The sequence below is a fragment of the Burkholderia sp. ABCPW 14 genome (genome assembly GCF_001523835.1).
Taxonomy (GTDB): Bacteria; Pseudomonadota; Gammaproteobacteria; order Burkholderiales; family Burkholderiaceae; genus Burkholderia; species Burkholderia mayonis.
Genome location: NZ_LOVS01000196.1, coordinates 56,062 through 78,147 on the forward strand (window position 1 = coordinate 56,062; position 22,086 = coordinate 78,147).

A 22,086-nucleotide genomic window follows, 5' to 3' on the forward strand; every position below is an offset into this window, starting at 1 on the left:
GCACGCTCGACCGGCTTGCGCTTGCCGATTCGGCGGCGGCCGCCGCGCAGCACCGATGCCCGGGCGTCATGCGTTCGACACCGCAGGCTCGGGCTGGCGGCGCCAGAAGGTCCTGTACTCGTCGCAGGTATCGATGAGGCGCCGATGCGGGCCCGCCGCGACGAGCCGCCCGGCGGACAGGAACAGCACCTGGTCGGCCGCCTCGACGTTCGCGAGCCGATGGGTGATCAGCACGAGCGTCGTGCGCCTGCAAAGACGCTCGCGAAGCATCGCGATGCCGAGCGCGTCGCTTTGCGGATCGAGGCCCGACGTCGTTTCGTCGAGGACGATTGCGGGGACGCCGACGCCCATCAGCCTGACGAGCTCGACCTTCTGCACCTGGCCGCCCGACAGGCGAGCGCCGCCTTCGCCGACGTCGCCGTCGAGGTCGATGCGCCGCCCGTCCTTGTGGAACGCGAGGCGTTCGAGCAGTCGCGTCGCGTCGTCGTCGGTGAGCGTCGACGGGTAATAGCGGACGTTGTCCCGCAGCGATCGGTTGAAGAGCGCGACGTCCTGCGGAACGTAGAGCGCGAAGCCGCTGCGCGCAGTGTCGTCGACGCCGTACAGGTCGACGCCGTCGTATGCGACGACGCCGCCGTCGGGCGGCAGCAGCCCGGCGACGATCTTCGCGAGCGTGGATTTGCCCGAGCCGTTGTGTCCGACGATCGCCGTGTAGCTGCCCGCCGGCAGGTCGAACGACATCGGTTCGATCGCGAAGCGGTCCGCCCGGCGAAACGCAAGCCGGCGAACCGCGACGTGCGCGGCCGAGCCGCCCGGCTGCGGGCGGACAGCGTCGGCTGCGGTCGCCGGGGGCGCGATCTCGAGCGCTTCGCGCACGTTCGCGAGCGCCGCGCCAGCCTGGCGGAGCACGAATCCGTACGCGCCGAGCGGCAGCGCGAACTGCAGCACGTAGGTCTGCAGCAGCATGAAATCGCCGAGCGTGATCCGGCCGGCCGCGATGTCGCGCACGCACAGCACGAACATCGCCGCCATGCCGAACGCGATGATGCCGTACTGGTAGACGGCCGCGCGCGTGAGCAGCCACGACCGCCGCCAGCCGACGTCGAGCCGCGCGCCGGCTCTCGCCGCGACGTAGTCGATCTCCCGCTGCACCGCGCCGTTGTAGACGACGCGCGGCGCATTCGCGAGCACGTCGCCGAGCGCGGTCGACAGCGCGCCCGCGGCCTCGCTCGTCGCCGCCGCGCTCTTCTCGTATTGCTCGGCCGACAAGTGGGAGAACAGGAAATAGGCGGCCAGCACCGCGAACAGGATCGCGGCGTAGCGTAGCGGCACCAGCAGCGAAATCAGCACGAGCGCGATGGCGAGCTGGATCACGACGGGCGTGATCTTCCACAGCACGCCTTCGACGATCACCTGAAGACTGTACGGCAAGCGTTCGAGCAGACCCTGCACATAGCCGCTGTCGGAAGATGCGCGGCCGGCGAGCGCCGGGAGCTGCGCGTGCAGCGCGCGGCGCAGCAGCGCGTTCGACACGGCGTTGACGATCCGGCCGGTATACGCGAGCAGGACGATCGACGAGATCGCGGACGCGGACCACAGCACGGCGAACAGCACGATGTCGACGGACGCCTTCACGGCGTCGAAATGCGCATGCGACATCTCGTCGACCGCGAGCTTCAACGTGACCGGGCCGAGCAGCATGAAAGTCGATGTCAGCGCCTCGATCAGCACGCCGGCGACGATCAGCTTTCTCGCATTCGTTTCCTTGTCGAGCATCAGGCGGACGACGTCCGCCAACGAGCGTAGTGCGGCAAGCTTCATGTCGATTCGCAATCGTGCCGGAAAACCGGCGTTCGGGACGGGAGAAACGGCGTTTCGGCGCACGGCGGCGCGATCCGCCGCCGGAACGGATGCAATGGCGGGAGCGTCATGCGGGGCGCGGCAAAACGCTTCGTCAGCATGCCACAACGCGCCGGTTCGCGACGAAATTCTGCCAGGATGCGCAAAAAACCTCCACGCACCCGACGAGCGCGAGGCTGATCGCGGCCGCGTTCTGACCGACGCGCACCGCCTTCAGCGCGTGCTCGAGTTCGGTTTCGTCGATCTTGCCGCTTCGCATCAGCACGCCGTCGCGGATCAGTTCGCGAAATGCGTCGTAATGCGACACGATCCCTTTCACGAAGCCGATGCCGAACGATCCCTTGGTCCTTCGCCACAGCACGTCGACGGGAGTGTGCGCCGATGCGATCTCGCGCAGCACGATCCGGTCATTCCGGTGATCGAAGCTGTCGTAGCTCCGAAGGCCAAAGGTCGCCTCGACGACCGGTTGCGCGAGATAGGGGTTGAGCCGGCTCGTATACGCGGCGTCGGTGACGGGCGTCATGATCGACACGAACCGGTCGAGCACCGAGATCGACTCGCCGGACGGGGTGTCCGCGCGGAGATCCCGCGGCGTGCGGATGCGCGCCTGCCCGGCCGCCGCGCGCGGCGCGTGCGACGCGAACAGCTTCGACATCGTCTGCTGCGACACCGAAGTGTCCTGTCCGAACAGCCGTCTTCTCAGCGCGATCTTCGCCGCCATCAGCAGAATGCGCGGGATCGAGTCGTTGTGAAGCATCGCGAGCTTCTCCGCCGTGCGAAGGGCGAACGACCATCCTTTGCCGTGAAGCGCGTCGAGCACCGCGTTCGCGTCCGGCACCGCCTTGAACAGCAGATCGCCGCCCTGGCCTTCAAGCAGCACCGACGACGGGCCGATCGCGCCCGATACCGCCTTGTCGATGCCGAGAAACAGCATGTCCTGGCTCAGGCTGGCGGGCGGCGTCCGCACGATCCGTTCGGAGAACGGCAAATGACGATCGATGTCGATGCAGATGAGTTCCGCGCCGATCGAATCGGCCACGCGCGCGGCCATGTCGCGCTCGTAGAAGTCGGGCGACGACGTGGAGAACAGGTGGACGGCGGCGAGCGGCGCGTCTGCGCCGAGCGCCTTGCGCAGGAAGATCGCGCCCGCGGACGAGTCGACGCCGCCCGACAGCGCGGCGCATACGTTCGGATGGCTGCGTGCAATGCTCGAATAAACGTCGTCGAGCGCCGCCGCGCACGACGCGCGGACGTCGTCGACGGCGCCCGTGCGCGGAAGCCACGCGCGCTCGATCGTGCATTGCCCGTCGGCGTCGACGATGAGCGCGCATCCGGGCGGCACGGCGCGGACCGACGCGAAAGGCGTTTCGTCAAGCGGGCCGAACTGCGTGCACGCGAATTCGATCAGGTAGTTGAAGTTCCAGTCGATCGGCGCGCCGTCGAGCAGGTTCGCCGCCTGCGGATCGATGTCGACGCGGCCGTTTCCGGCCGTCCGGTAATAGAGCCGGACCGAATGCAGCGGGTCGGGCAGGAACAGCCGGCGACCGGTCGCCGCTTCGCCGAGCACGAGGATGTAGGCGCCCCAGACGCCGCGCGTGACGACGTCGCGCGCGTCGGTCAGCGTGCGGGCGCGCGCGAGCGCGCGATCGAGGCTCGAGTGCGCGTCGCGGAGGTACGCGCGGCCGCCGACTTCGAGCAACGTCACGCCGATCGGCCGATCGGGTCCGCTGTTGCAGGACAGCAGACCGCGATATCCGACCGCGTCCGTCCACGCGCGCCGTTCAAGCCGCCAGCCCGACCGGGGCGGCGCGTTCGTCAGGTCGAGGCGTTCGATAGATTTCGCCATAGCTCTTTTTCAGGTCCGGTTCGTCGCCGCACACGCGCCCGTCGACTTCGACCCAAGCATGGGCGATGAACGGCATCGGCCTCACGCCGATCACGAGTTGAGCAGGCACGTTCTCCCGCCTCAGATGCGCGGCGAGCGCGAGCGACATTTGCAGGCATGTGATGCGAAAGGGCGACCAGATCGACGCGCGCAGATAGCGCTCGACCGTTTGCGACGAGCCGTCGCCGTCCGTGGACGAGGCGTTCGCGGGACGGGCGTCGAGCCGCTCGAGCGCGGAAAGTGCGTGAAAACCGCGCATCTTGAGCGACGCCGCGCTGCGCACGATGCGCCAGAACGGCAGCCATTCGAAACGGGAAGCGTTCCGCTCGCCGAGCACCCGGCTTGCCCATACGCCCGACTCGAACGCGTCGAAGCGCCACGCGCGGTAATCGGCGATGCGGCTCCGGGCGGGCTCCGGCGATTCGGCGACGATGATCCGGTCGTCAATCAGCGGCTTCAATGCGCGCGATGTATCGACCGGCTTGAAATCCAGATAATGGTCGGCAAAAGCACTCGCGCATGCTTCGTCATAAAGGAAATATCGTGACCGCCGCATATCGAGCGCGACGATCGCCTGATCGAATACCGCGATATGGCAATGGCGGGCTAGCATCATGGTTGGTTTTCCGATGGGGCGAAATGCCCCATCGGCTTCACGAAACGCTAATTAATTGAATCCGAAGCGCGAAATGACGCGGGCGTCCGGGGTTTGGAAACCCGGCGTGCCGTGCGTCGAGGAAACCGCGTCCAGGCTGACGCCGTTGGAGCCCTGGATCGTGATGCGGAGAAGCTTCGCCAAAAGTCGAACCATTTTAATCTCCTAAAAAATATCGATTTCGCCGGATGCCTTTCATGATAGTAAGGTGCCCGGCGTTAGGTTTATAGCATCGCTTCTCAAGAAATTCAATCGGAATATTATTTTCTCCATGGAAGTAATTTTATATCCTTGAATTCGATAATTTATCTCGAACGGACGATTTATCTTTGTTGAAAAATGGAAATGCGGATTTGTCGGCTTAATTCCGGAATTTGGAAACAAAATAAAACTCGCATTGCTTATCGGCGATCGCAAGGCGCTCGACGTGCGCGGCGCGCATCTCGGCCCGTATTGCTATCCTGTCGCGATCGATCTGCTCGCGCGCGGGCGCGTCAGGTCGAAGGGAATCGTCACGCACGGCTTCTCGCTCGACGAATGGGACGACGCGATCCGGGGCGCGAATTCGCTCGACTCGATCAAGGTGCTGATGAAGCCGCGCCGCTGACCGCGCGCCGCTAACCGAATCGCGGAGGCGACATGGGATACGTGATTGGTGTCGACATCGGCACCCAGAGCACGAAGGCGGTCCTGGCCGGCGTGAACGGCGCGATCGTCGCGCAGCGCGCGGCGGCGTACCGGCCGGATACGCCGAAGCCGTTATGGGCCGAGCAGTGGCCGGCCGTGTGGTTCGACGCGGTGCGCGAGTGCATCGCGCGTTGCGTCGCCGATGCGCGCGCGGCGGGCGTGGACGCCGCGTCGATCGAGGCGCTCTGCGTGAGCAGCCTGTACGGGGGCTCGGGCATTCCCGTCGATCGCGAGATGCGGCCGCTCCATCCGTGCCTCATCTGGATGGACCGGCGCGCGACCGACGAAGTCGACTGGGTGCGCGCGAACGTCGACGTCGAGCGACTGTCCGCGATCACGGGCAACGGCGTCGACAGCTACTACGGCTATACGAAGATGCTGTGGCTGCGCGGCAAGCGGCCCGACGTGTGGGCGAACATCCGCTATTTCGTGCCGCCGAACGCGTACGTCGCGTATCTGCTGACGGGCGAGCTCGCGGTCGACCACAGCGCCGCGGGCAACATCGGCGGCGTGTACGACCTGGATCGCCGCGACTGGTCCGACGAAGCGCTCGACATGCTCGGCATCCCGGCGACGATGATGCCGGAGCGGCTCGTCGATTCCGACGCGGCAGTGGGCGGGCTCCTCGCGCAATGGGCGGACGCGCTCGGCCTGCCGGCCGGCACGCCCGTCATCGCGGGCGGCGTCGATGCGGCGGTCGCGACGTTCGCGGCGGGCGCGGCGCGGCGCGGCCAGCACGTCGCGATGATCGGCACGAGCATGTGCTGGGGCTACATCGCGGAGACGACCGACGCGCGGCACGGGCTCGTCAGCATGCCGCACGTGTTCGACGGCCGGCGCGATCTGTACGTGTTCGGCGGCGCGATCACGGCGGGCGCGTCGGTGTCGTGGTTTCGCGAGCAGTTCTGCCATGCGGAGGTCGAAGCCGCGCGCGCGACGCCCAACGGCGACGCGCATCGCCTGCTGGAGGCGGCCGCTGCGCAAGTGCCGGCGGGCAGCGACGGCGTGATGTTCCTGCCGTATCTGATGGGCGAGCGCAGCCCGGTGTGGGACGCGAAGGCGAGCGGCGCGTTCGTCGGTCTGTCGCTCTATCACACGCGCGCGCATCTGTATCGCGCGGTGCTCGAGGGCGTTACTTACGCGCTGCGGCACAACATCGCCGCGGGCGCGGCGGGCACGGGCGCGCTCGCGCTCGACGACCGGCTCGTCGTGGTCGGCGGCGCCGCACATTCGGATCTGTGGATGCAGAGCGTCGCCGACATCACCGGCTACCCCGTATGGACGATCGCCGAGGACGTCGAAGCCGCGATGGGCGCGGCGCTCCTCGCGGCGGTCGGCGCGGGGCTCGTGTCGCGCGACGCCGCGCGGCGAGGCTGGGTCACGCTCGCCGAGCGCGCGCGTCCCGATGCGCGGCGCGCGGCGCTCCACGACGCGCGCTTTTCGCTCTACGCCGGGCTCTATCCGGCGCTCCAACCCTTCATGCACGGACTGCAGACATCATGAGCGTCGCATTCGATTTCAACGGCCGATCGATCCTCGTGACGGGCGCATCGAGCAGGATCGGCCGCGCGGCTGCGGCGCGCGCGTCGCCCGCCTCCGCCGAGCCGAATGCGCTTCGCGCCGGTCAACGCAACCGCGCAACGACGCTCGCGAGCGCGGCCTCCGGCACCGTCAAAGGCGGCGGTCCGGGCGTCACGTCCGGCGCGGCGATCGCCATCGACGTCTGCGCGAACGCAACGATATCGAAGCCCCGCGCATACGCGGCGTCGGCCGCTTGCGCGAGCAACGCGCGATAGCCGGCCGCATCGCCCGCGTGAAAGCGCGCCCACGCACCCGGGACGATCCGCACCTCCACCCGCGCGCCCACGGCGCGCGCTTGCTCTTCGAACAACTGGCGCGTCGGCCGCTCGGTGCTCGCCGCCGCGCACAGCACGGCGACGCGCCGGCCGACCTGCGCGCACGCGCGGGCGAGCGCCGCGTCCGCGCGCACGATCGGCTTCGCATGCGCGGCGAGCGCGTCGACGCTCGGTCCGAGCGTCGAGCAATTGAGCAGCGCCGCATCGGCATCGCGCGCGAGCACGACGAGCGCCGCCCGGGTTTGCTCGGCAATCGGGGCGGGCAGCCCGGAACCGGCCGCTGCCGCGCGCTCCGCGGCGGCGAGCAGTTCGGGCCGCACGCAATGCGTGAGCGATCCGGGCGCGAGACCGAGCGCGGCGGCCGCGCACTCGAAGAGCGGCACGTTGCTGTCGGCGGTATGCAGGCAGGCGATGAGCGGCATCGAAAAAGGCGCGACGAGCGCCGTGGATGGGCGAAGGCTGCATCGTAGCGTCATCGTTTCATTGTCGACAACGATCGACCGGCGACATCCCGCAAAACGGCAAATCCCGCGAGATTATCAGGGTATAAATAAATCAGATTGAGAACGATTCGCGTTTACGTTAGATTGCCGTCATTGGGAAAACATCTGGAGAATCCATGGCGGAAGTGCTCGCTCGGCCGGCGCCGGCAAAACCGTTACCGATCCCCGATTCGAACGCCGCGCGCTCGCCGGGCCCGCGAGCGCCGTCGCGCACCGGCCTGCGCGCGGCGTCCGCTCCCGCGCACGGCGCGCTCGTCGACGTGCTCGTCGCGAACCGGCCGATGCTCGTGAAGCTCGCGCGCGGCTTCGTCGGCTGCGCGAGCCGGGCCGAGGACGTCGTGCACGACGTGTTCGTCAAGCTCGTCGATTTCCCGAACCAGGATGCGATCAGGCAGCCCGTCGCGTACGTGACGCGGATGGTGCGCAACGCGTCGATCGACGCGTGCCGCCGCCAGACGCTCGAGAACACCTATCACGCGGACGAGGACGACGGCCTCGACGTGCCGTCGCCGGAACTGTCGCCCGAGGCGGCGCTCGTCGTGCGCGACACGCTGCGCCACGTCTACGACGCGCTCGCGCAGCTGCCGGCGCGCAGCCGCGCCGCGTTCGAGATGGTGCGGCTGCGCGAGGAGACGCTGCAGAGCGCGGCGCGCGCGCTGAACGTGTCGCAGACGCTCGTGCATTTCATGGTCCGCGACGCCGAGCGGCACTGCGTCGCGTGCGTCGACGCAGCCGCGCGCGGGCTCGCGTGCCCAGTGTTCTGCGGCGGTCGCGCGCGCGGCCGGTAAAAAAATGCTTGCGCGATTCGTCTATCGAGTAGACGCGGCGCGCGCCGTGCGCCGCCTTCCCAACTTTTCTAGCGAGCTTCTTCGATCATGACGCAAGCCCAGCAACCCTCGAACCCGCCGGCCGGCGCGGCCGCCGACGCCGACGCCGACGACGTTGTCTACACGGTCGTCGTCAACGACGAAGAGCAGTATTCGATCTGGCCGACGTTCCGCGCGGTGCCGGCCGGCTGGCGCGAAACCGGCGTGCGCGGCCCGAAGGCCGACTGCCTCGCGCACATCGAGACCGTATGGACCGACATGCGTCCCGCGAGCCTGCGCCGCCATCTGGACGCGGCGAACGCGTCGTAATCCGGCGCGTATCGCGTCCGTATCGCAAGAGGATTCCCGGATGACTCAGCTTTCGATGCCGGCCGTTGCGGCCCGCCCGACGCTCGACGACCTGCGCGTCGAGCCTGGTTTGCCGAGCGTCGTGTCGCCGCGCGAGGGCGCGGACATCGCGCTCGACGCCGCCGCGCCGCTGTTGCGCGAGATCGCCGACGACGTCGTCGAGCGCGCGGGCGGCGTGCTTTTCACCGGCTTTCACGTCGCGTCGATCGAGACGTTCCAGCGCTTCGCGGCCGATTGCGGCGATCCGCTGATCGGCTACGAGTTCGCGTCGACGCCGCGCAGCCAGGTCGAGGGTGCGGTCTACACGTCGACCGAGTACCCGCCGCACCGCTCGATCCCGCTGCACAACGAGCAGTCGTACACGCGCGAGTGGCCGCTGCGGATCTGGTTCCACTGCGCGCTCGCCGCGCGCACGGGCGGCGCGACGCCGATCGCCGACAGCCGCGCGATCCATCGCGCGCTCGATCCGGCGCTCGTCGCGCGCTTCGCCGAGCGCGAGCTGCTGTATGTGCGCAACTTCGGGCAGGGACTCGATCTGCCGTGGCAGCAGGCGTTCGGCACCGACGATCCGCGCGAAGTCGAGCGGATCTGCGCGACGCGCGGGATCGACTGCGAATGGCGCGAAAGCGACGACGACGAACCGCTGCTGCGTACGCGCGAACGCTGCCAGGCGGTCGCGCGCCATCCGCGCACGGGCGAGCTCGTGTGGTTCAACCAGGCGCATCTCTTTCATCTGTCGGCGCTCGACGCGGACATGCAGGAAGCGCTCGTCGACGCGGTCGGCATCGAGAACGTGCCGCGCAACGCCTATTACGGCGACGGCGCGCCGCTCGAAGCCGACGCGCTCGCGGAGATCCGCGGCGTGCTCGACCGGCAGCGAATCGTGTTCCCGTGGCGGACGGGCGACGTGCTGATGCTCGACAACATGCTGACCGCGCACGCGCGCGATCCGTTCGAGGGGCCGCGCAAGGTGGTGGTCGCGATGGCGCAGAGCCATCGCGAAAAAGAAGGAAAGAAGGGCAGTTAGCGGATGAAGAAACGATGAAGAACGAAACGGTGGCGGCGCTCGCGGCGCGCGCGTTGAGCGTCGGCTACCGGGATCATCGGGTGCTCGACGGCCTCGATCTGTCGATCGCGGCGGGGCGGGGGACCGCACTGTGCGGTCCGAACGGCTGCGGCAAGAGCACGCTGTTGCGTACGCTCGCCGGGCTGCAGCCCGCGCTGTCGGGCGCCGTCGAAATCGACGGCGTGCCGCTCGGTTCGTACCGGCGGCGCGCGCTCGCGCGCACGCTGACGATGCTCGCGCAGTTCAACCAGATTCCCTCGGGGCTCACGGTGCGCGAGCTCGTCGCGTACGGCCGCTACGCGCACGGCGGATGGCTGCGCGGGCTGTCGCGCGCCGATCGCGACGCGATCGACGAAGCGCTTGCAACGACGGGCCTGGCCGACGACGCGGCGCGCGACGTCGCGGCGCTGTCGGGCGGCGAGCGGCAGCGCGCGTGGATCGCGATGGCGCTCGCGCAGCAGGCGCCCATCGTGCTGCTCGACGAGCCGACCACGTATCTCGACATCCATCACCAGCTCGACATCCTGCGCGAACTGCGGCGGCTCAACCGCGAGCGCGGCCTGACGATCGTCTGGGTGCTGCACGACCTCAACCAGGCGGCCGCGTACAGCGACGAAATCGTGCTGATGCGCGCGGGCCGGATCGTCGCGCAGGGCACACCCGACGCGATGCTCGAGCCGGATCCTTTGCGGGCGACGTTCGGCGTCGCGATGCTGAAGACCGCGCATCCGCTCACCGGCGCGCCGATGTGCGTGCCCGCGTACGAGGGCGTGCTCGATGCCGAATCGACGGCGGGCGGCGCCGAGGGCGACGTGGGTGGCGAAGCCGGCGAGTCCGGCGAGTCCGCCGTGCGTCGCGCTGGCGCTGGCGCGCAACGGGATCTCGCCGCATGACGACGCTCGCCGTCCGCAAGCGCCTGCGTCGCGGCACAGGCGCATCGGGAGCGTCGCGTTCGGTTGCGACGAGCCGCGTCGGCACGATCGCCGGTGCGCTCGCCGCGCTGATCGTCGTCGTCGCCGCGATGCGGCTCGCGCCCGAATTGCACACGTGGCTCGCCGCGCCGGCGGGCAGCGACGCCGCCCAGCTCGCGCACATCTTGCTGTTCGACCTCGCCGCGCCGCGCGTCGCCGCGGCGCTCGTCGCGGGCGGCTGCCTCGCGGTCGCGGGCGCGCTGTTTCAGGCGCTCACGCGCAATCCGCTCGCCGCGCCCGATCTGCTCGGCATCACGGGCGGCGCGCAACTCGGCCTGATCGCCGCGATGCTCGTGCCGGCGTTCGCCGGCCATGCGTCGGTGCCGCTCCTGTTCGTTTGCGGGCTCGCCGCCGCCGGCTGCGTGTCGGCCGCGGCGGGCGGCTGGCGCGCGACGCCGTTGCGGCTGATTCTCGCGGGCAGCGTCTGCATGCTGCTGTTCTCGGCGATCACGACGCTCCTGCTCGCGTTCTTCGAAGAGACGGTCGTCGGCGCGTCGCTGTGGGCGAGCGGCAGCCTCTATCAACCGGGCGCGGCCGGGTTGCGCGATGCGCTCCTTTGGCTCGTCGCGCCGCTCGTCGCGCTGCCGCTCGTGATCCGGCCGCTCGATCCGCTCGCGCTCGGCGACGATGCCGCGGCCGCGGCGGGCGTGCGCGTCGACGCGACGCGGCTCGCGGCGACGACGGTCGCGGTGGGCTTCGCGAGCGTCGCGCTCAGCATCGCGGGGCCGCTGTCGTACGTCGGGCTGATCGCGCCGAACCTGATGCGGCAGGTGCGCGGCGCGAAAGCGTCGAAGCTCGGCGCGCTCGTGCCGCTCGCCGCGCTGGCGGGCGGCGCGCTCGTGCTCGTCACCGACAGCGCGGTGCTCGCGCTCGGACTCGATTCGACGCTGTCGACGGGCGTCGCGATCGCGTTCGTCGGCACGCCGCTGATGCTCGCGATGATCCGTCGCGGCGCCGCGTGGTCCGGCGCGGCGCAGCAGGCGACGCATGCGCAGGCGAGCACGCGCGGCGGCGCTCGCGTCGTCCGGGCGCTCGCCGCGCTGCCGTGGCCGGCTGTTGCGTCGCTGCTGCTCTTGATGGGGGGCGCGGTGCTCGTGATCGGCGCATCGTTCGGCCCGGCGTGGCTCGGCCCCGGACGCTGGCTCGCCGCGCTCGCGCAGCGCGACGACCTCGCGCGGATGGTGCTCGATCTGCGCGTGCCGCGGCTGCTGTGCGCGCTGCTGGCGGGCGCGCTGCTCGGCGCCGCCGGCGTGCTGATGCAGAGCATCGTACGCAATCCGCTCGCCGGGCCTGAAGTGCTCGGCGTCACGCAAGGCGCGGGATTCGCGACGCTTGCGACGCTCGTCGCATGGCCGCTCGCCGCGCACGGGACGCTCGTCGCCGCATCGCTCGCGGGCGGCGGCGCGACGCTCGCGCTGACGCTCCTGCTCAATCGCCGGCATCGCTACGCGCCGCTCGCGGTCGCGCTGACGGGCATCGTGATCGGCACGCTGTGGACGACGCTCGCGCAATGGCTGATCACGCAGGAGAGCGTGCAGCCCGCGCGCTTCGTCGTCTGGCTCGTCGGCGGCACGTATGGGCGCAGCTGGGGCGAGGTCGTCGCGCTGCTGCCGTGGTGCGTGCTCGCGCTGCCGACGCTCGTGCTGCTCGCGAAGCCGCTCGATCTGCTCGCGCTCGGCGACGATCAGGCGGCCGCGCTTGGCCTGCCGATCGCGGCGCTGCGCCCGCTCGTGCTGACGATCGCGACGCTCGCCGCGTGCGCGGCGGTCGCGGCGGTCGGTCCGGTCGGCTTCATCGGGCTGATGGCGCCGCATCTCGCGGCGATGCTCGGCGCGCGCACGCATGCGACGCGCCTCTGGGTCGCCGCCGCGTGCGGCGCGCTCGTGCTCGCCGCCGCCGACGTCGCCGCGCGCACGCTGCTCGCGCCGCGCGAGATTCCGGCGGGCGTGCTGACCGCATTGATCGGCGCGCCATACCTGCTCGCGCTGTTGATCGCCGAAGCGCGACGCGAGCGGCGGGGCGGGCGGTGACGGCGTGCGTTCGCGCGACGCGCTTTTCGACGCTCGCGCCGGCATCGATCGCGCATTACCTCGAGCACGTGTGGCTCGGCGCGCCCGATGCGCACGACGAGCCTGCGCTCGCCGTCGATGGCGGCGAGCCGCCGGACGTGATCCCGGCCGCGGCGCTCGCGAGCCGGCGCGATGCGCTCGTCGGCGCGATGGCCGCGCTGTACGGCGGCGATGCCAGCGCGCATGCGCGCGCGCTGCTGTCGCAATGGAGCAAGTATTACTTCAACCTGGCCGCGTCGGCGGGCTTCGCCACCGCGCTGCTGCTCGGCCGGCCGCTCGACATGACGCCGTCGCGGATGCGCGTCGCGCTGCGCGCCGGGATGCCGATCGCGCTGATCTTCGAGCCCGATGCGCTGCGGCCCGCGCAATCCGAGCCCGCGCCGCGTTACGCGGCGCTCGTCGATCATCTGCGCGCGACGATCGATTCGCTCGCCGCGCTCGCGAAGCTGTCGCCGCGCGTGCTGTGGGCCAACGCGGGCAATCTGCTCGACTATCTGTTCGAGCAATGCGCGCACATGCCGCGCGCGGCGGCCGACGCCGCATGGCTGTTCGGTCCCGTCGACGCGCACGGCGACGCGAATCCGCTGCGGCTGCCGGTGCGCCGCGTGAAGCCGTGCTCGGCACGGCTGCCTGATCCGTTCCGCGCGCGCCGCGTGTGCTGCCTGCGCAATGAAATTCCTGGGGAAGACCAACTGTGTGGAAGCTGTCCGCTGTTGTTGACGATGTGCGACGACGAACTTGCGAAGCAGGACGCCGCGCATTGATGGCGCGCGTGTCGCGCCGTCCGCGATTCATGTCGATGCCGGTCGATGCCGGCGTCGCGGCAGTGGCGAGAGCGATATCTTGGTTGTGGTTCGCGAGGTTCCTGCGGCCGCCGATCGAGACGGTCGGGATGCGGTTGATGCGAACGACGCGCTTTGCGCGATGGCCGCGGTTGTCGGTCGGCGCATGCGCGACGCGGTCGGCGCACGCGCCGGGCCTTGCGTGGCGTGCACGGTCGTCGGCCGCCCTAGCCGCGGCGTTCGTCGCCGGCATCGCGTGCGCAGCGCAACCGGCGCGCGCAGGCGAGCCGCCCGCCGCCTGCCGTGCGCTCGCCGACGATCCGACCGTGTCCCAATTCAGCCGCACGCTGCCCGCGCGACCGGTGCGGATCGTCGTGCTCGAATTCATGTTCGCCGAAGATCTCGCCGCGCTCGGCATCACGCCGGCCGGCATGGCCGATCCCGCGTACTACCCGGTCTGGATCGGCTACGACGACGCGCGGCTCGCGCGCGTGCCGGACGTCGGCACGCGGCAGGAGCCGAGCCTCGAGGCGATCGCGGCCGCGAAACCGGATCTGATTCTGGGTGTCGGGCTGCGGCATGCGCCGATCTTCGATGCGCTGTCGCGGATCGCGCCGACGGTGCTGTTCAAGTACAGCCCGAACTACGTGCAGGACGGGCGGCAGGTCACGCAGTTCGACTGGGCGCGGGCGATCCTGCGCACGATCGGCTGTCTGACGGGGCGCGAGCAACAGGCGCGTGCGGTTCAAGCGCGGGTCGACGCGGGGCTCGCGCGCGACGCGCGGCGGATCGCGGCGGCGGGGCGCTCGGGCGAGCGCGTCGCGTGGCTGCAGGAGCTGGGGTTGCCGGATCGCTACTGGGCGTTTACGGGCAACAGCGCGTCGGCGGGCATCGCGCGCGCGCTCGGCCTCGAACCGTGGCCGGGCGAGCCGACGCGCGAAGGCACGGCGTATGTGACGTCGGAGGATCTGCTGAAGCAGCCTGACGTGGCGGTGCTGTTCGTCAGCGCGACGGAGCCGGGCGTGCCGCTCGACGCGAAGCTCGATTCGAAGATCTGGCGGTTCGTGCCGGCGCAACGGGCAGGGCGGGTCGCGCTTGTCGAGCGCAATATCTGGGGGTTCGGCGGGCCGATGTCGGCGCTGCGGCTGGCCGACGAGATGACCGAGCGGTTGCTGGCGCTGCCGGAGCCGCGCTTGCGCCGATAGCCTCGGACGCGCCGGCGGCCGTCGGCCAATCGTCCCTTCGTCCCGGCCGAGCTCGCCAGGTTCGACGTCCACCGCACACCGAAACGCGTAGGCGGCGCCATGGGGCGGGCGGAACTGGCCGCCGCGACGATCGAGATCGCGCGCCTACTCCTCTGAACAAGCCCCCGCGCATGGCGCGATGTGCCCTTGGCGCAGGAGTTCGCTGGCTCGAGCGGCCCCCACCGCTTCGCTGAATCGGAAGCCTTGCGCGTTCGTCGCCCGATTCGTCGCGGCCAGCAACGCGCGCTGCTGCTCGGTCTCCACGCCCTGGGCAATGACCCCGGTCCCGATATCGTGCGCCAAGGTGACGATGGCGCGGATCGTCGCCGCACTTTCGGGATCGATGGTGGACCGTCGGACCAGGGATTGCGCGATCTTGAGATGGTTCACGCGATATGCCTTGACGTAGTCGAACGACGCGAATTCGCTGCCAAAATCGTCGATGGCGATCTTCGCGCCGAGTTCATGTAGCCGCGCGAGCACGTCGGACTGCGCCCACGCGAGCCTGGCGAGCGTCGTCTCGGTCACGTCGAACTCCAGATCGGAGGGCGCGAGACGCCATTTCGCGGCGGTTTCAGCGACATCGCGCACGAACGCCCGAGCGCTCTTGAGCTCGAACAGAGACAGATTGATCGCGATCATCAGCGGGGCCACCCCCTCGTCGCGCCATGTCCTCATTTGCCGGCACGCCTGGTCTAGCACCCAGTGCCCGAGCGCCTCCATGGTGCCGTCCCGCTCGGCGATCGGAATGAAAACACCGGGGGAAACGAGGCCCCGCGTCGGATGATGCCAGCGAACCAGGCCTTCCATTCCCAAAATATTTCCGGAGGACAACTCGACCTCGGGCTGGTATTGAAGCTCCAACTCGCCGCGATCAATCGCCCCCCTCAAGTCCTCGGCGAGTGCGACACGTTCGAGTACCGCCCGGTCGAGCTCGTCGGAATGAAAGCGATGCCGGCCGCCGCCCATGTGCTTCGCGCGGAGGAGCGCCAATTCGGCCTGCGCCAGCATGGCGTCCGCCCCCTCGTCGCCTTCGACGTATGGACGAACGCCAATGCTCGCCGTGATACGCACATCGTTGCCGTCGAGCCGATAGGGAGATGCCAGCGCCGTTTGAAGTTTCGCAGCCAGTACCCCGGCGTTCGCCGGCTCGTCCATCTCGCCTTGCAGCACGGCGAAGGCGTTGCCGCCCAGCCGGGCAACCAGGCCGCTCGCGCGCGCGCAGTTCCCGAGACGCGCCGCCACCTCTCGAAGCAGCAGGTCGCCGATCGGGGAGCCCAGTCTGTCGTTGACCAGCTGGAAGCGGTCGAGATCGACGAGGAAAATCGCAAACGGCGTGCCGCCATGCTGGGCCGCGGCAAAAGCCTGCCACAGCCGCGCGACGAAGCTGGCCCGATTCGCCAAACCCGTGAGCGCGTCGGTGCGAGCGAACTGCGCGATCTTTTCCTCCGCGGCCTTGCGCTCGGTGATGTCGATGACGATCCCTTCGACTTCGATCAGCCGTCCACTCTCGTCGCGGACCGGCACGTAGCGATTCTCGACACAACGGCAAGCGCCGTCGCCGGTGCGCAAGCGGATCTCGATCGAGACGCCGTCGACGTCCTTTTCCATGACGCGCGCGAGCGCCTCATCGATCTTAGCCTGATCGTCCGGATCGACGAGCTCGCGGGCCCACGCCGGCGAGGCCAGCAAGGCGGCGCGGTCGTGGCCGAATCGGGTGATGTCATGCGATATGTAGACGAGCGGAAACGAAGGCTCGCCACGCAGACGGTAAAGGATGACCGGACTGTTCCGGACGAAGATGTCGGCTTCGGCAAGCGCTTTGGTTCTCTCCTCGACAGCCTCTTCCTGGCCGCTCGTCTTGAAGGCCGCTTCCTGGGTCGTCTGCCACTTCGTGGTCAGCACGCACGCCGCCTGGCGGATCTCGATGTTGTCCAACGGCTTCTTGAGGATCAGCACGCGGTGGTCTGCGCCGAGGCGCCTCGTCAACGTCCCCCGCGGGTAATCGGACTGCGAGCTGCACAGCGCGAATTGCAACTGCGGGTCCACTTGCCAGAGTCGTTCGATGGTCCGAAGGCTGTCCCGGCCGGGCCGCATATGCATGTCGATAAAGGCCATCGCATAGGGTCTGTTTTCCGTCAGCGCGCGCACGACCCGTTCGAGCGCTTCCTGGCCCTGATATGCGGAATCGACCTGAAACGCTTCGCGAGCGGCTGGAGCCTCGCCGGCAAAGGGCGGCCGGGTGGTGTCCGGCGTGGTTTCACGGCCCACGAGAATCTTGCGGAAATCCTGGTGAGTCGCGTCATCGCCGTCGATCACCAGCACACGGCGATTGACTGTCCCGATCTGTTCGCTCGCGCGATGCCTTTCAGCGGCTCCCTGGTGGTTTCTGGACAAATGCCACGCGCCGGCCGAGGCAGTTGCCGTGCGTCTGGCGGGCCGTGTCCCCCTTGGCGGCCAGTGCGGTTCGGCGGAAGGCTCGGGCCAGCCCTGTTCGTGATGAAGCCTCGATTGAAAGCGCATGCCAGGTTCTCCCCGCAAGCCCGATCCCGCTATCGGTGGCCGCTGCAACGAACCGACCCTTGGGCGCGTCGCCGGAAAAAACGGGCGCCGAACACGTCAAGAGGGCGCATCGATCTCGCGCATCGCGATCGCAGCCGTACCGAACCAATCGGCTGCATGCGGTCGCTCGCAGACTTCGCGGCGACGGATCAGGCCGCAGACATTCGATTGCGCTGCATGGGTTGGACGTTTCGGGTTGCTCCGCGCTGGCGGCGACTTGGGGTTCAATGCGTCAACGTCGGCTTACCGGATCGCCCCATGCGTCGGGCTGCGCATGCTTCGTGGTCAGGTTGCGCCCATGGATCGGGCCAATCTCATCAGACGATAAAAGTATAGTCGCGCGTATCCATCTGACAAACTTAGGTCGTCGAGGACTTCACTCGCGCTCGGCGGCGAATTGAGGGCCGCACGTGGCGTTGTCAGCTTGTGGGGCGGCCGCGTGGACGATCGGCGCATGACGGTCCGCTGCCAGCGTACGACCGACGCTCGAATGTCCACGATCAAATTCCGGATTCCGGGTTCCGGGTTCCGGATTCCGGATTCCGGATTCCGGATTCCGGATTCCGGATTCCAGGCTCCAGGCTCCAGGCTCCAGGCTCCAGGCTCCGGTCGACGGCTGCAACGGCCGGCATCCGCACGACGCGATCGCGCCGCGGCCGACTCGTTTCAACTCAGCCACTCCGATTCGCGCAGTCGCCCAGACTGTTTGCGCGGTGACAAGGGCCACTCAGTTGGCCGGGCCGTCACCCGACGCTTGGACCGGACTTTCGCGTTTGCGCCATAGATGCCCGTCGCACGTTTCAGATAGCGCGCCGGCCATGGCGGGTGCCGTTCGGCACTCGGGCTGCGTGAATCAAGCGCGCGTTCGCGTTCTTGCTGGACGCGAGCGACCGTTCGTCGGGGATTGGCCCACCCCGTCTCGACGCAACCTGTCGAGCACACGCTTTGCCGCATCCTTGCAATCCTCGCCCGCTGTCTTGTTCGCGATCTCGTCGATGAGTGCGAGCAGGTCGCGCTTGCTCTGTGCCAAATGCCGCTCCAGCAATTCGATCTCATCGATCTTGTGCCGAAATGCCTGAAGCAGCGCTTCGTGAGGCCACGTATTCAGATCAGGCGGCAGGATCGCCCGGATTTCTTCCAGAGAAAAACCCGCGCCCTGCGCACGATGGATGATTTCCAGCCGGGTCACTGTCTCCGGACCATATTCACGATACCCGTTGGCTTGCCGCTGCGCGGGCTGAAGCAGACCGTGCGCTTCATAGAACCGGATTCGCGAGGCGGCAATGCCGCTCAGTTTCGCCAGCTCGCCAATCTTCATCTCCGTCTCCCGGCGCTTGACATTGAAGTTGACTTTAAGGTTAACGTCGATCTGTCGTCAATCGAGGATACGCCGATGAAGCTGTTCACGCCCCTTACGCTGCCCAATGGCGCCGCGATCTCGAACCGTTTGGCGAAGGCGGCCATGGAAGAGAACATGGCGGATGCGGACCATGCGCCGTCCGACGCGCTTTTGCGCCTGTACGATGCCTGGGCCGGGGGCGGGGCCGGTCTGATCCTGACCGGCAACGTCATGGTGGACAGCCGTGCAATGACCGGACCGAACGGCGTGGTCCTGGAGGACGACGCTCGTCTCGACCGCTTTCGCCGCTGGGCGCAGATCGCGCGCGCGCATGGCGCGCATGTCTGGATGCAGATCAATCACCCCGGCCGTCAGATGCAGGCCGCGCTCGGCCAGGCCACGCTCGCGCCGTCCGCGGTTGCGCTGGAGCTGGGCGCTTTGTCCAGGCAGTTTCCCGTGCCGAAAGAAATGACCGAGCAGGACATCGCCGATGTGCAGCGGCGCTTCACGCGCAGCGCGCAGCTCGCGGAACAAAGCGGCTTCACAGGTGTACAGATCCACGCGGCGCACGGCTATCTGCTGAGCCAGTTCCTTTCTCCGATAACGAACAAGCGACAGGACCAGTGGGGCGGCAGCATCGAGAATCGCGCACGCCTGCTTGTCGAAATCGTCCGGTCAGTGCGAAGCGCGGTCGCGCCCGGGTTCGTGGTCGCCGTCAAGCTGAATTCGGCGGATTTTCAGCGCGGCGGCTTTAGTCCCGACGATGCGAGGCGCGTGGTCGAGATGCTCAATCCGCTCGGTGTCGATCTCGTGGAGCTTTCCGGGGGAAGCTATGAGGTTCCGGCCATGCAAGGACAAGCCCGCGATGGCCGCACGCTTGCGCGCGAAGCGTACTTCCTTGAATTCGCGCGCGATATCGTGGCGATTGCGCACATGCCCTTGATGGTCACGGGCGGCATTCGCCGCCGCGCGGTGGCCGACGAGGTGATCGACAGCGGCATCGCGATGGTTGGCATCGCAACGGCGCTATCGATCGATCCGAACCTGCCGCGCGACTGGCAGGAGGGCAAGGACAACGCGCCGACGCTGCGGCCGATTGCCTGGAGGAACAAGGCGCTGGGCTCGCTGGCCAATATGGCGGTCGTCAAGTTTCAGCTCAAGCGGCTCAGCGAGGGACGCGCGGCCGACCCGGACGTCTCGCCGCTCAAGGCCCTAGTGTTTCAGCAGCTCGCCGCCGCATGCCAGACACGGCGTTACCGCCGATGGGTGGTCCGCAGAACGCCCCGTTAGCGTCATGGTCGTCGTGCCGTTTTTCGCTGGTCAAGCGGCTGCGGCGTCAGCAGAAGGATGGTATTCGAATCCACTCCGCGGCTACCCGGGCGACGCCGGACCCAAACAGCATTCGCCGCTATCTCGGCGCTAGACGGCAGATTGCAGGAGCGCGGCGGGCTAACGCCGGCTGGGCGCAATTCCGCGTTTCGCCTTGATTGTCGGGAAGCCGCATGCCCGCGAGATCGCGAAGAGAAAGCCCACGAGCGGCAATGCGTGCGCGCGCTCCCGCGCCCGCTCGTTCGAGCGACACGTCCGCGCGGACGCGACCGCGGGGCCGTCCATGACCGCCCCGCGCACGACGATTCCGTTCCGAATCAGCCCGCCGTCCCATTCGCCAACACTGCCCGCTCGGCCCCGTAGGTCTCGCTGACGATCTTCCCGTTATCGAGCTTGAGCACCCGATCCGCGATCGGGAAGTACCGATCGTCGTGGCTGATCACGATCACCGTCTTGCCGCGCGCGCGCAGCTCCGGCAGCAGTTGCTCGTAGAACACCGCCTTGAACGCCGGGTCCTGATCCGCCGCCCACTCGTCGAACAGATACAGCGGCCGATCCTCGAGATACGCGACGACGAGCGCAAGCCGCTTGCGCTGCCCCGTCGACAGCGCGCGCGTCGAGAACGCGCCGTCGACGACCTGCACCTTGTGATCGAGCGAGAGCTTCGCGACGAGCGCGTTCGCGCGCGCGTCGGCCTGCGCGCGCGCCGCGTCGCTCGGATCGACGATGCCGAGCAGCGCGTCGAACAGGTGGAAGTCGTTGAACACCGCCGAAAAGCGCTCGCGGTACGCGGCGCGCTCGGCGAGGCCGATCGGCTTGCCGTCGAGCTCGATTGCGCCGCTCTCGGGCTCGTAGAGGCCCGTCAGCACCTTCGCGAGCGTCGTCTTGCCGCTGCCGTTGCCGCCGACGATGAACACGAGCTCGCCCGGCTTCAGCGTCAGGTCGATCGGGCCGACGCGGAACATCCGCTCGTCGCGCTCGTGGAAGTATGAATGCGTGACGTCGCGCAGCGCGAGCGTGTCGAACGGCACGTGCGATGCGCGCTCGTCGGGCGGCGGCGCCGTGCGCAGCGCGCCGAACTGCGCCATCAGCTTTTCGATCCGCTCGAGCGACACGCGCGCCGCGTTCAGCGTCGGCACGTTGTTCAGCAGGCCGTCGAGCGGCAGCAGCATGAACAGGAACACGACCACGTAGCCGGATGCGGCGGGGCCGTCGCCGCGCACGCCGAGCGCGGGCCAGAACGCCGCGACGCCGAGGAACACATAGAACAGGAACACGATCCAGCCGACGCCGATCGCGTACGCGCTGAACGCGCGGCGGCGATGGTCGCGCACTTCGGCGATCGCGGCGCCCAACTGGCCGTCGACGAACTGGCGCGAGCGCGCCTGATGCAGCTTCAGCTCCTTCGCGCCCGAAAAAAGCGCGCCGAGATAGCCGAACAGCTTGTCCTGCGAGCGACCGGCATCCTCGAGCCAGGCGATCGCGCGCTTGTCGCCCGCGTGGTAGCCGACCGAGCCGACGAGGATCGCCGCGACCGCGAGCAGGCACACGGGCCACGACAGCCACGCGAGATAGCCCAGGCAGCCGAACACGATCGAGCCGTGCATCACGAGGTTCGGCAGCGCGAAGAACAGCATCGACACGTTGGTCGCGTCGTCGGTCAGCACCGACTGGACGGGCGCCGCGCCGATCCGCTCGACGTCCTGCAGCTCGGCCGCCGCGACGCGCCGCGCGACGTGCTCGCGCAGTTGCGCCATCGTGTCCTGCGACAGGCGGGCGAACAGCACGCCGGTGACGATCCGGGTCACGAGCGCGATCACCGCGCACAGCCCGAAGCGCCACGCGAGCGTGGCGTCGGCCGCCCCGGGCTGCGACAGCGCCCGGCTCAACGTCGCGACGAGCAGCACGCTCGACGCCCCGTTCAGCACGCACGCGGCGAGCGCGATCGCGAACGCGCCGCGTGAGCGCTTCAGAAGCGCGAGGATCAGGCGCCGCGCGTACTTCGCGGCGGGTCCGGAATCGGTCGGGGGCGGGGCGTCGAGGCGCCCGGTGGCAGCGGTCATCGGCAGGTTACGAGTCAAATGAAAATCGGGACGGCGCTTC

General features: G+C 68.7%; 17 protein-coding genes and 2 pseudogenes. 11 read left to right on the forward strand and 8 right to left on the reverse strand.

The genetic code is table 11. The annotated features are described in order from the left end of the window. Positions 1–66 precede the first annotated feature (66 nt). From WS62_RS29255 to capA, 4 genes are all read right to left on the reverse strand, one after another. Entirely contained in the window at positions 67–1,821 is a 1,755-nt protein-coding gene (locus WS62_RS29255; protein WP_066578441.1) for an ATP-binding cassette domain-containing protein, read from the reverse strand. Positions 1,822–1,954: 133 nt separating this feature from the next. Further along, positions 1,955–3,706: a lasso peptide isopeptide bond-forming cyclase gene (locus WS62_RS29260; RefSeq protein WP_156441180.1), complete on the reverse strand. Its 1,752-nt coding sequence runs from the start codon at positions 3,704–3,706 to the stop codon at positions 1,955–1,957. After that, a complete protein-coding gene (locus tag WS62_RS29265) occupies positions 3,642–4,361 on the reverse strand; it encodes a lasso peptide biosynthesis B2 protein (RefSeq protein WP_066578446.1) in 720 nt (239 codons plus the stop codon). Before WS62_RS29265 ends, WS62_RS29260 begins: the two co-directional genes overlap by 65 nt. Positions 4,362–4,412: 51 nt before the next feature. Further along, a complete protein-coding gene (gene capA / locus WS62_RS37080) occupies positions 4,413–4,556 on the reverse strand; it encodes a capistruin family lasso peptide (protein ID WP_108027033.1) in 144 nt (47 codons plus the stop codon). A gap of 244 nt (positions 4,557–4,800) precedes the next feature. On the opposite strand from capA, the pseudogene WS62_RS29270 reads away from it, so the two are divergent. From WS62_RS29270 to WS62_RS39105, 3 genes and pseudogenes are all read left to right on the forward strand, one after another. Continuing rightward, a pseudogene (locus WS62_RS29270) lies at positions 4,801–5,007 on the forward strand (erythritol/L-threitol dehydrogenase); the annotation flags it as partial. A gap of 32 nt (positions 5,008–5,039) precedes the next feature. Continuing rightward, positions 5,040–6,590: an FGGY-family carbohydrate kinase gene (locus WS62_RS29275; RefSeq protein WP_066578450.1), complete on the forward strand. Its 1,551-nt coding sequence runs from the start codon at positions 5,040–5,042 to the stop codon at positions 6,588–6,590. Continuing rightward, a pseudogene (locus tag WS62_RS39105) lies at positions 6,587–6,664 on the forward strand (SDR family oxidoreductase); the annotation flags it as partial. The gene WS62_RS29275 and the pseudogene WS62_RS39105, both read left to right, overlap by 4 nt. 47 nt (positions 6,665–6,711) lie before the next feature. Here WS62_RS39105 and WS62_RS29280 read toward each other — a convergent pair. After that, positions 6,712–7,365: an aspartate/glutamate racemase family protein gene (locus WS62_RS29280; RefSeq protein ID WP_066578453.1), complete on the reverse strand. Its 654-nt coding sequence runs from the start codon at positions 7,363–7,365 to the stop codon at positions 6,712–6,714. A 197-nt stretch (positions 7,366–7,562) separates the two neighbouring features. Here WS62_RS29280 and WS62_RS29285 point away from each other — a divergent pair, with 197 nt between their 5' ends. From WS62_RS29285 to WS62_RS29315, 7 genes are all read left to right on the forward strand, one after another. Beyond that, the gene (locus WS62_RS29285) at positions 7,563–8,234 is read left to right on the forward strand and encodes an RNA polymerase factor sigma-70 (RefSeq protein WP_066489902.1); all 672 of its coding nucleotides are present in this window, start codon (positions 7,563–7,565) and stop codon (positions 8,232–8,234) included. 87 nt (positions 8,235–8,321) lie between these two features. Continuing rightward, entirely contained in the window at positions 8,322–8,582 is a 261-nt protein-coding gene (locus tag WS62_RS29290) for an MbtH family protein (protein WP_066578455.1), read from the forward strand. A gap of 40 nt (positions 8,583–8,622) precedes the next feature. Next, on the forward strand, positions 8,623–9,648 hold the full coding sequence (locus WS62_RS29295) for a TauD/TfdA family dioxygenase (RefSeq protein WP_066578456.1): 1,026 nt from the start codon (positions 8,623–8,625) through the stop codon (positions 9,646–9,648). Positions 9,649–9,662: 14 nt separating this feature from the next. After that, positions 9,663–10,580 carry an ABC transporter ATP-binding protein gene (locus tag WS62_RS29300; RefSeq protein ID WP_066578457.1) on the forward strand — a complete coding sequence of 306 codons (918 nt, stop codon included), beginning with the start codon at positions 9,663–9,665 and terminating at the stop codon, positions 10,578–10,580. Further along, positions 10,577–12,688 (forward strand): Fe(3+)-hydroxamate ABC transporter permease FhuB, encoded by a 2,112-nt coding sequence (gene fhuB / locus WS62_RS29305; protein ID WP_066578459.1) that lies wholly within the window; start codon positions 10,577–10,579, stop codon positions 12,686–12,688. Before WS62_RS29300 ends, fhuB begins: the two co-directional genes overlap by 4 nt. Beyond that, positions 12,685–13,491, forward strand: a complete 807-nt coding sequence (gene fhuF, locus WS62_RS29310) for a siderophore-iron reductase FhuF (RefSeq protein ID WP_066578464.1) — start codon at positions 12,685–12,687, stop codon at positions 13,489–13,491. Before fhuB ends, fhuF begins: the two co-directional genes overlap by 4 nt. A 137-nt stretch (positions 13,492–13,628) precedes the next feature. Then, positions 13,629–14,714 (forward strand): iron-siderophore ABC transporter substrate-binding protein, encoded by a 1,086-nt coding sequence (locus WS62_RS29315; RefSeq protein ID WP_082721395.1) that lies wholly within the window; start codon positions 13,629–13,631, stop codon positions 14,712–14,714. Between the two features lie 144 nt (positions 14,715–14,858). Here the strand turns inward: WS62_RS29315 and WS62_RS29320 are convergent, their stop codons facing one another. Then, the gene (locus WS62_RS29320) at positions 14,859–17,078 is read right to left on the reverse strand and encodes a putative bifunctional diguanylate cyclase/phosphodiesterase (protein WP_231748444.1); all 2,220 of its coding nucleotides are present in this window, start codon (positions 17,076–17,078) and stop codon (positions 14,859–14,861) included. A 1,090-nt stretch (positions 17,079–18,168) separates the two neighbouring features. Further along, positions 18,169–18,633 carry a MerR family transcriptional regulator gene (locus tag WS62_RS35385; RefSeq protein WP_082721388.1) on the reverse strand — a complete coding sequence of 155 codons (465 nt, stop codon included), beginning with the start codon at positions 18,631–18,633 and terminating at the stop codon, positions 18,169–18,171. 75 nt (positions 18,634–18,708) lie between these two features. Here WS62_RS35385 and WS62_RS29325 point away from each other — a divergent pair, with 75 nt between their 5' ends. Continuing rightward, positions 18,709–19,944, forward strand: coding sequence for an NADH:flavin oxidoreductase/NADH oxidase family protein (locus WS62_RS29325; RefSeq protein ID WP_066578586.1), 1,236 nt, complete (start codon positions 18,709–18,711; stop codon positions 19,942–19,944). Positions 19,945–20,300: 356 nt separating this feature from the next. Here the strand turns inward: WS62_RS29325 and WS62_RS29330 are convergent, their stop codons facing one another. Further along, a complete protein-coding gene (locus tag WS62_RS29330; protein ID WP_066489933.1) occupies positions 20,301–22,046 on the reverse strand; it encodes a cyclic peptide export ABC transporter in 1,746 nt (581 codons plus the stop codon). Positions 22,047–22,086 lie beyond the last annotated feature (40 nt).

What these genes read in the sequence shown, in the direction of transcription:
- capA (WP_108027033.1), bottom strand. Translation starts at nt 4,556, where the DNA reads ATGGTTCGACTTTTGGCGAAGCTTCTCCGCATCACGATCCAGGGCTCC.
- WS62_RS29290 (WP_066578455.1), top strand. Translation starts at nt 8,322, where the DNA reads ATGACGCAAGCCCAGCAACCCTCGAACCCGCCGGCCGGCGCGGCCGCC.
- WS62_RS29325 (WP_066578586.1), top strand. Translation starts at nt 18,709, where the DNA reads ATGAAGCTGTTCACGCCCCTTACGCTGCCCAATGGCGCCGCGATCTCG.
- WS62_RS29330 (WP_066489933.1), bottom strand. Translation starts at nt 22,046, where the DNA reads ATGACCGCTGCCACCGGGCGCCTCGACGCCCCGCCCCCGACCGATTCC.
- WS62_RS29260 (WP_156441180.1), bottom strand. Translation starts at nt 3,706, where the DNA reads ATGGCGAAATCTATCGAACGCCTCGACCTGACGAACGCGCCGCCCCGG.
- WS62_RS29300 (WP_066578457.1), top strand. Translation starts at nt 9,663, where the DNA reads ATGAAGAACGAAACGGTGGCGGCGCTCGCGGCGCGCGCGTTGAGCGTC.
- WS62_RS29255 (WP_066578441.1), bottom strand. Translation starts at nt 1,821, where the DNA reads ATGAAGCTTGCCGCACTACGCTCGTTGGCGGACGTCGTCCGCCTGATG.
- WS62_RS35385 (WP_082721388.1), bottom strand. Translation starts at nt 18,633, where the DNA reads ATGAAGATTGGCGAGCTGGCGAAACTGAGCGGCATTGCCGCCTCGCGA.
- WS62_RS29265 (WP_066578446.1), bottom strand. Translation starts at nt 4,361, where the DNA reads ATGATGCTAGCCCGCCATTGCCATATCGCGGTATTCGATCAGGCGATC.
- fhuB (WP_066578459.1), top strand. Translation starts at nt 10,577, where the DNA reads ATGACGACGCTCGCCGTCCGCAAGCGCCTGCGTCGCGGCACAGGCGCA.
- WS62_RS29315 (WP_082721395.1), top strand. Translation starts at nt 13,629, where the DNA reads ATGCGAACGACGCGCTTTGCGCGATGGCCGCGGTTGTCGGTCGGCGCA.
- WS62_RS29285 (WP_066489902.1), top strand. Translation starts at nt 7,563, where the DNA reads ATGGCGGAAGTGCTCGCTCGGCCGGCGCCGGCAAAACCGTTACCGATC.
- WS62_RS29280 (WP_066578453.1), bottom strand. Translation starts at nt 7,365, where the DNA reads ATGCCGCTCATCGCCTGCCTGCATACCGCCGACAGCAACGTGCCGCTC.
- WS62_RS29295 (WP_066578456.1), top strand. Translation starts at nt 8,623, where the DNA reads ATGACTCAGCTTTCGATGCCGGCCGTTGCGGCCCGCCCGACGCTCGAC.
- WS62_RS29275 (WP_066578450.1), top strand. Translation starts at nt 5,040, where the DNA reads ATGGGATACGTGATTGGTGTCGACATCGGCACCCAGAGCACGAAGGCG.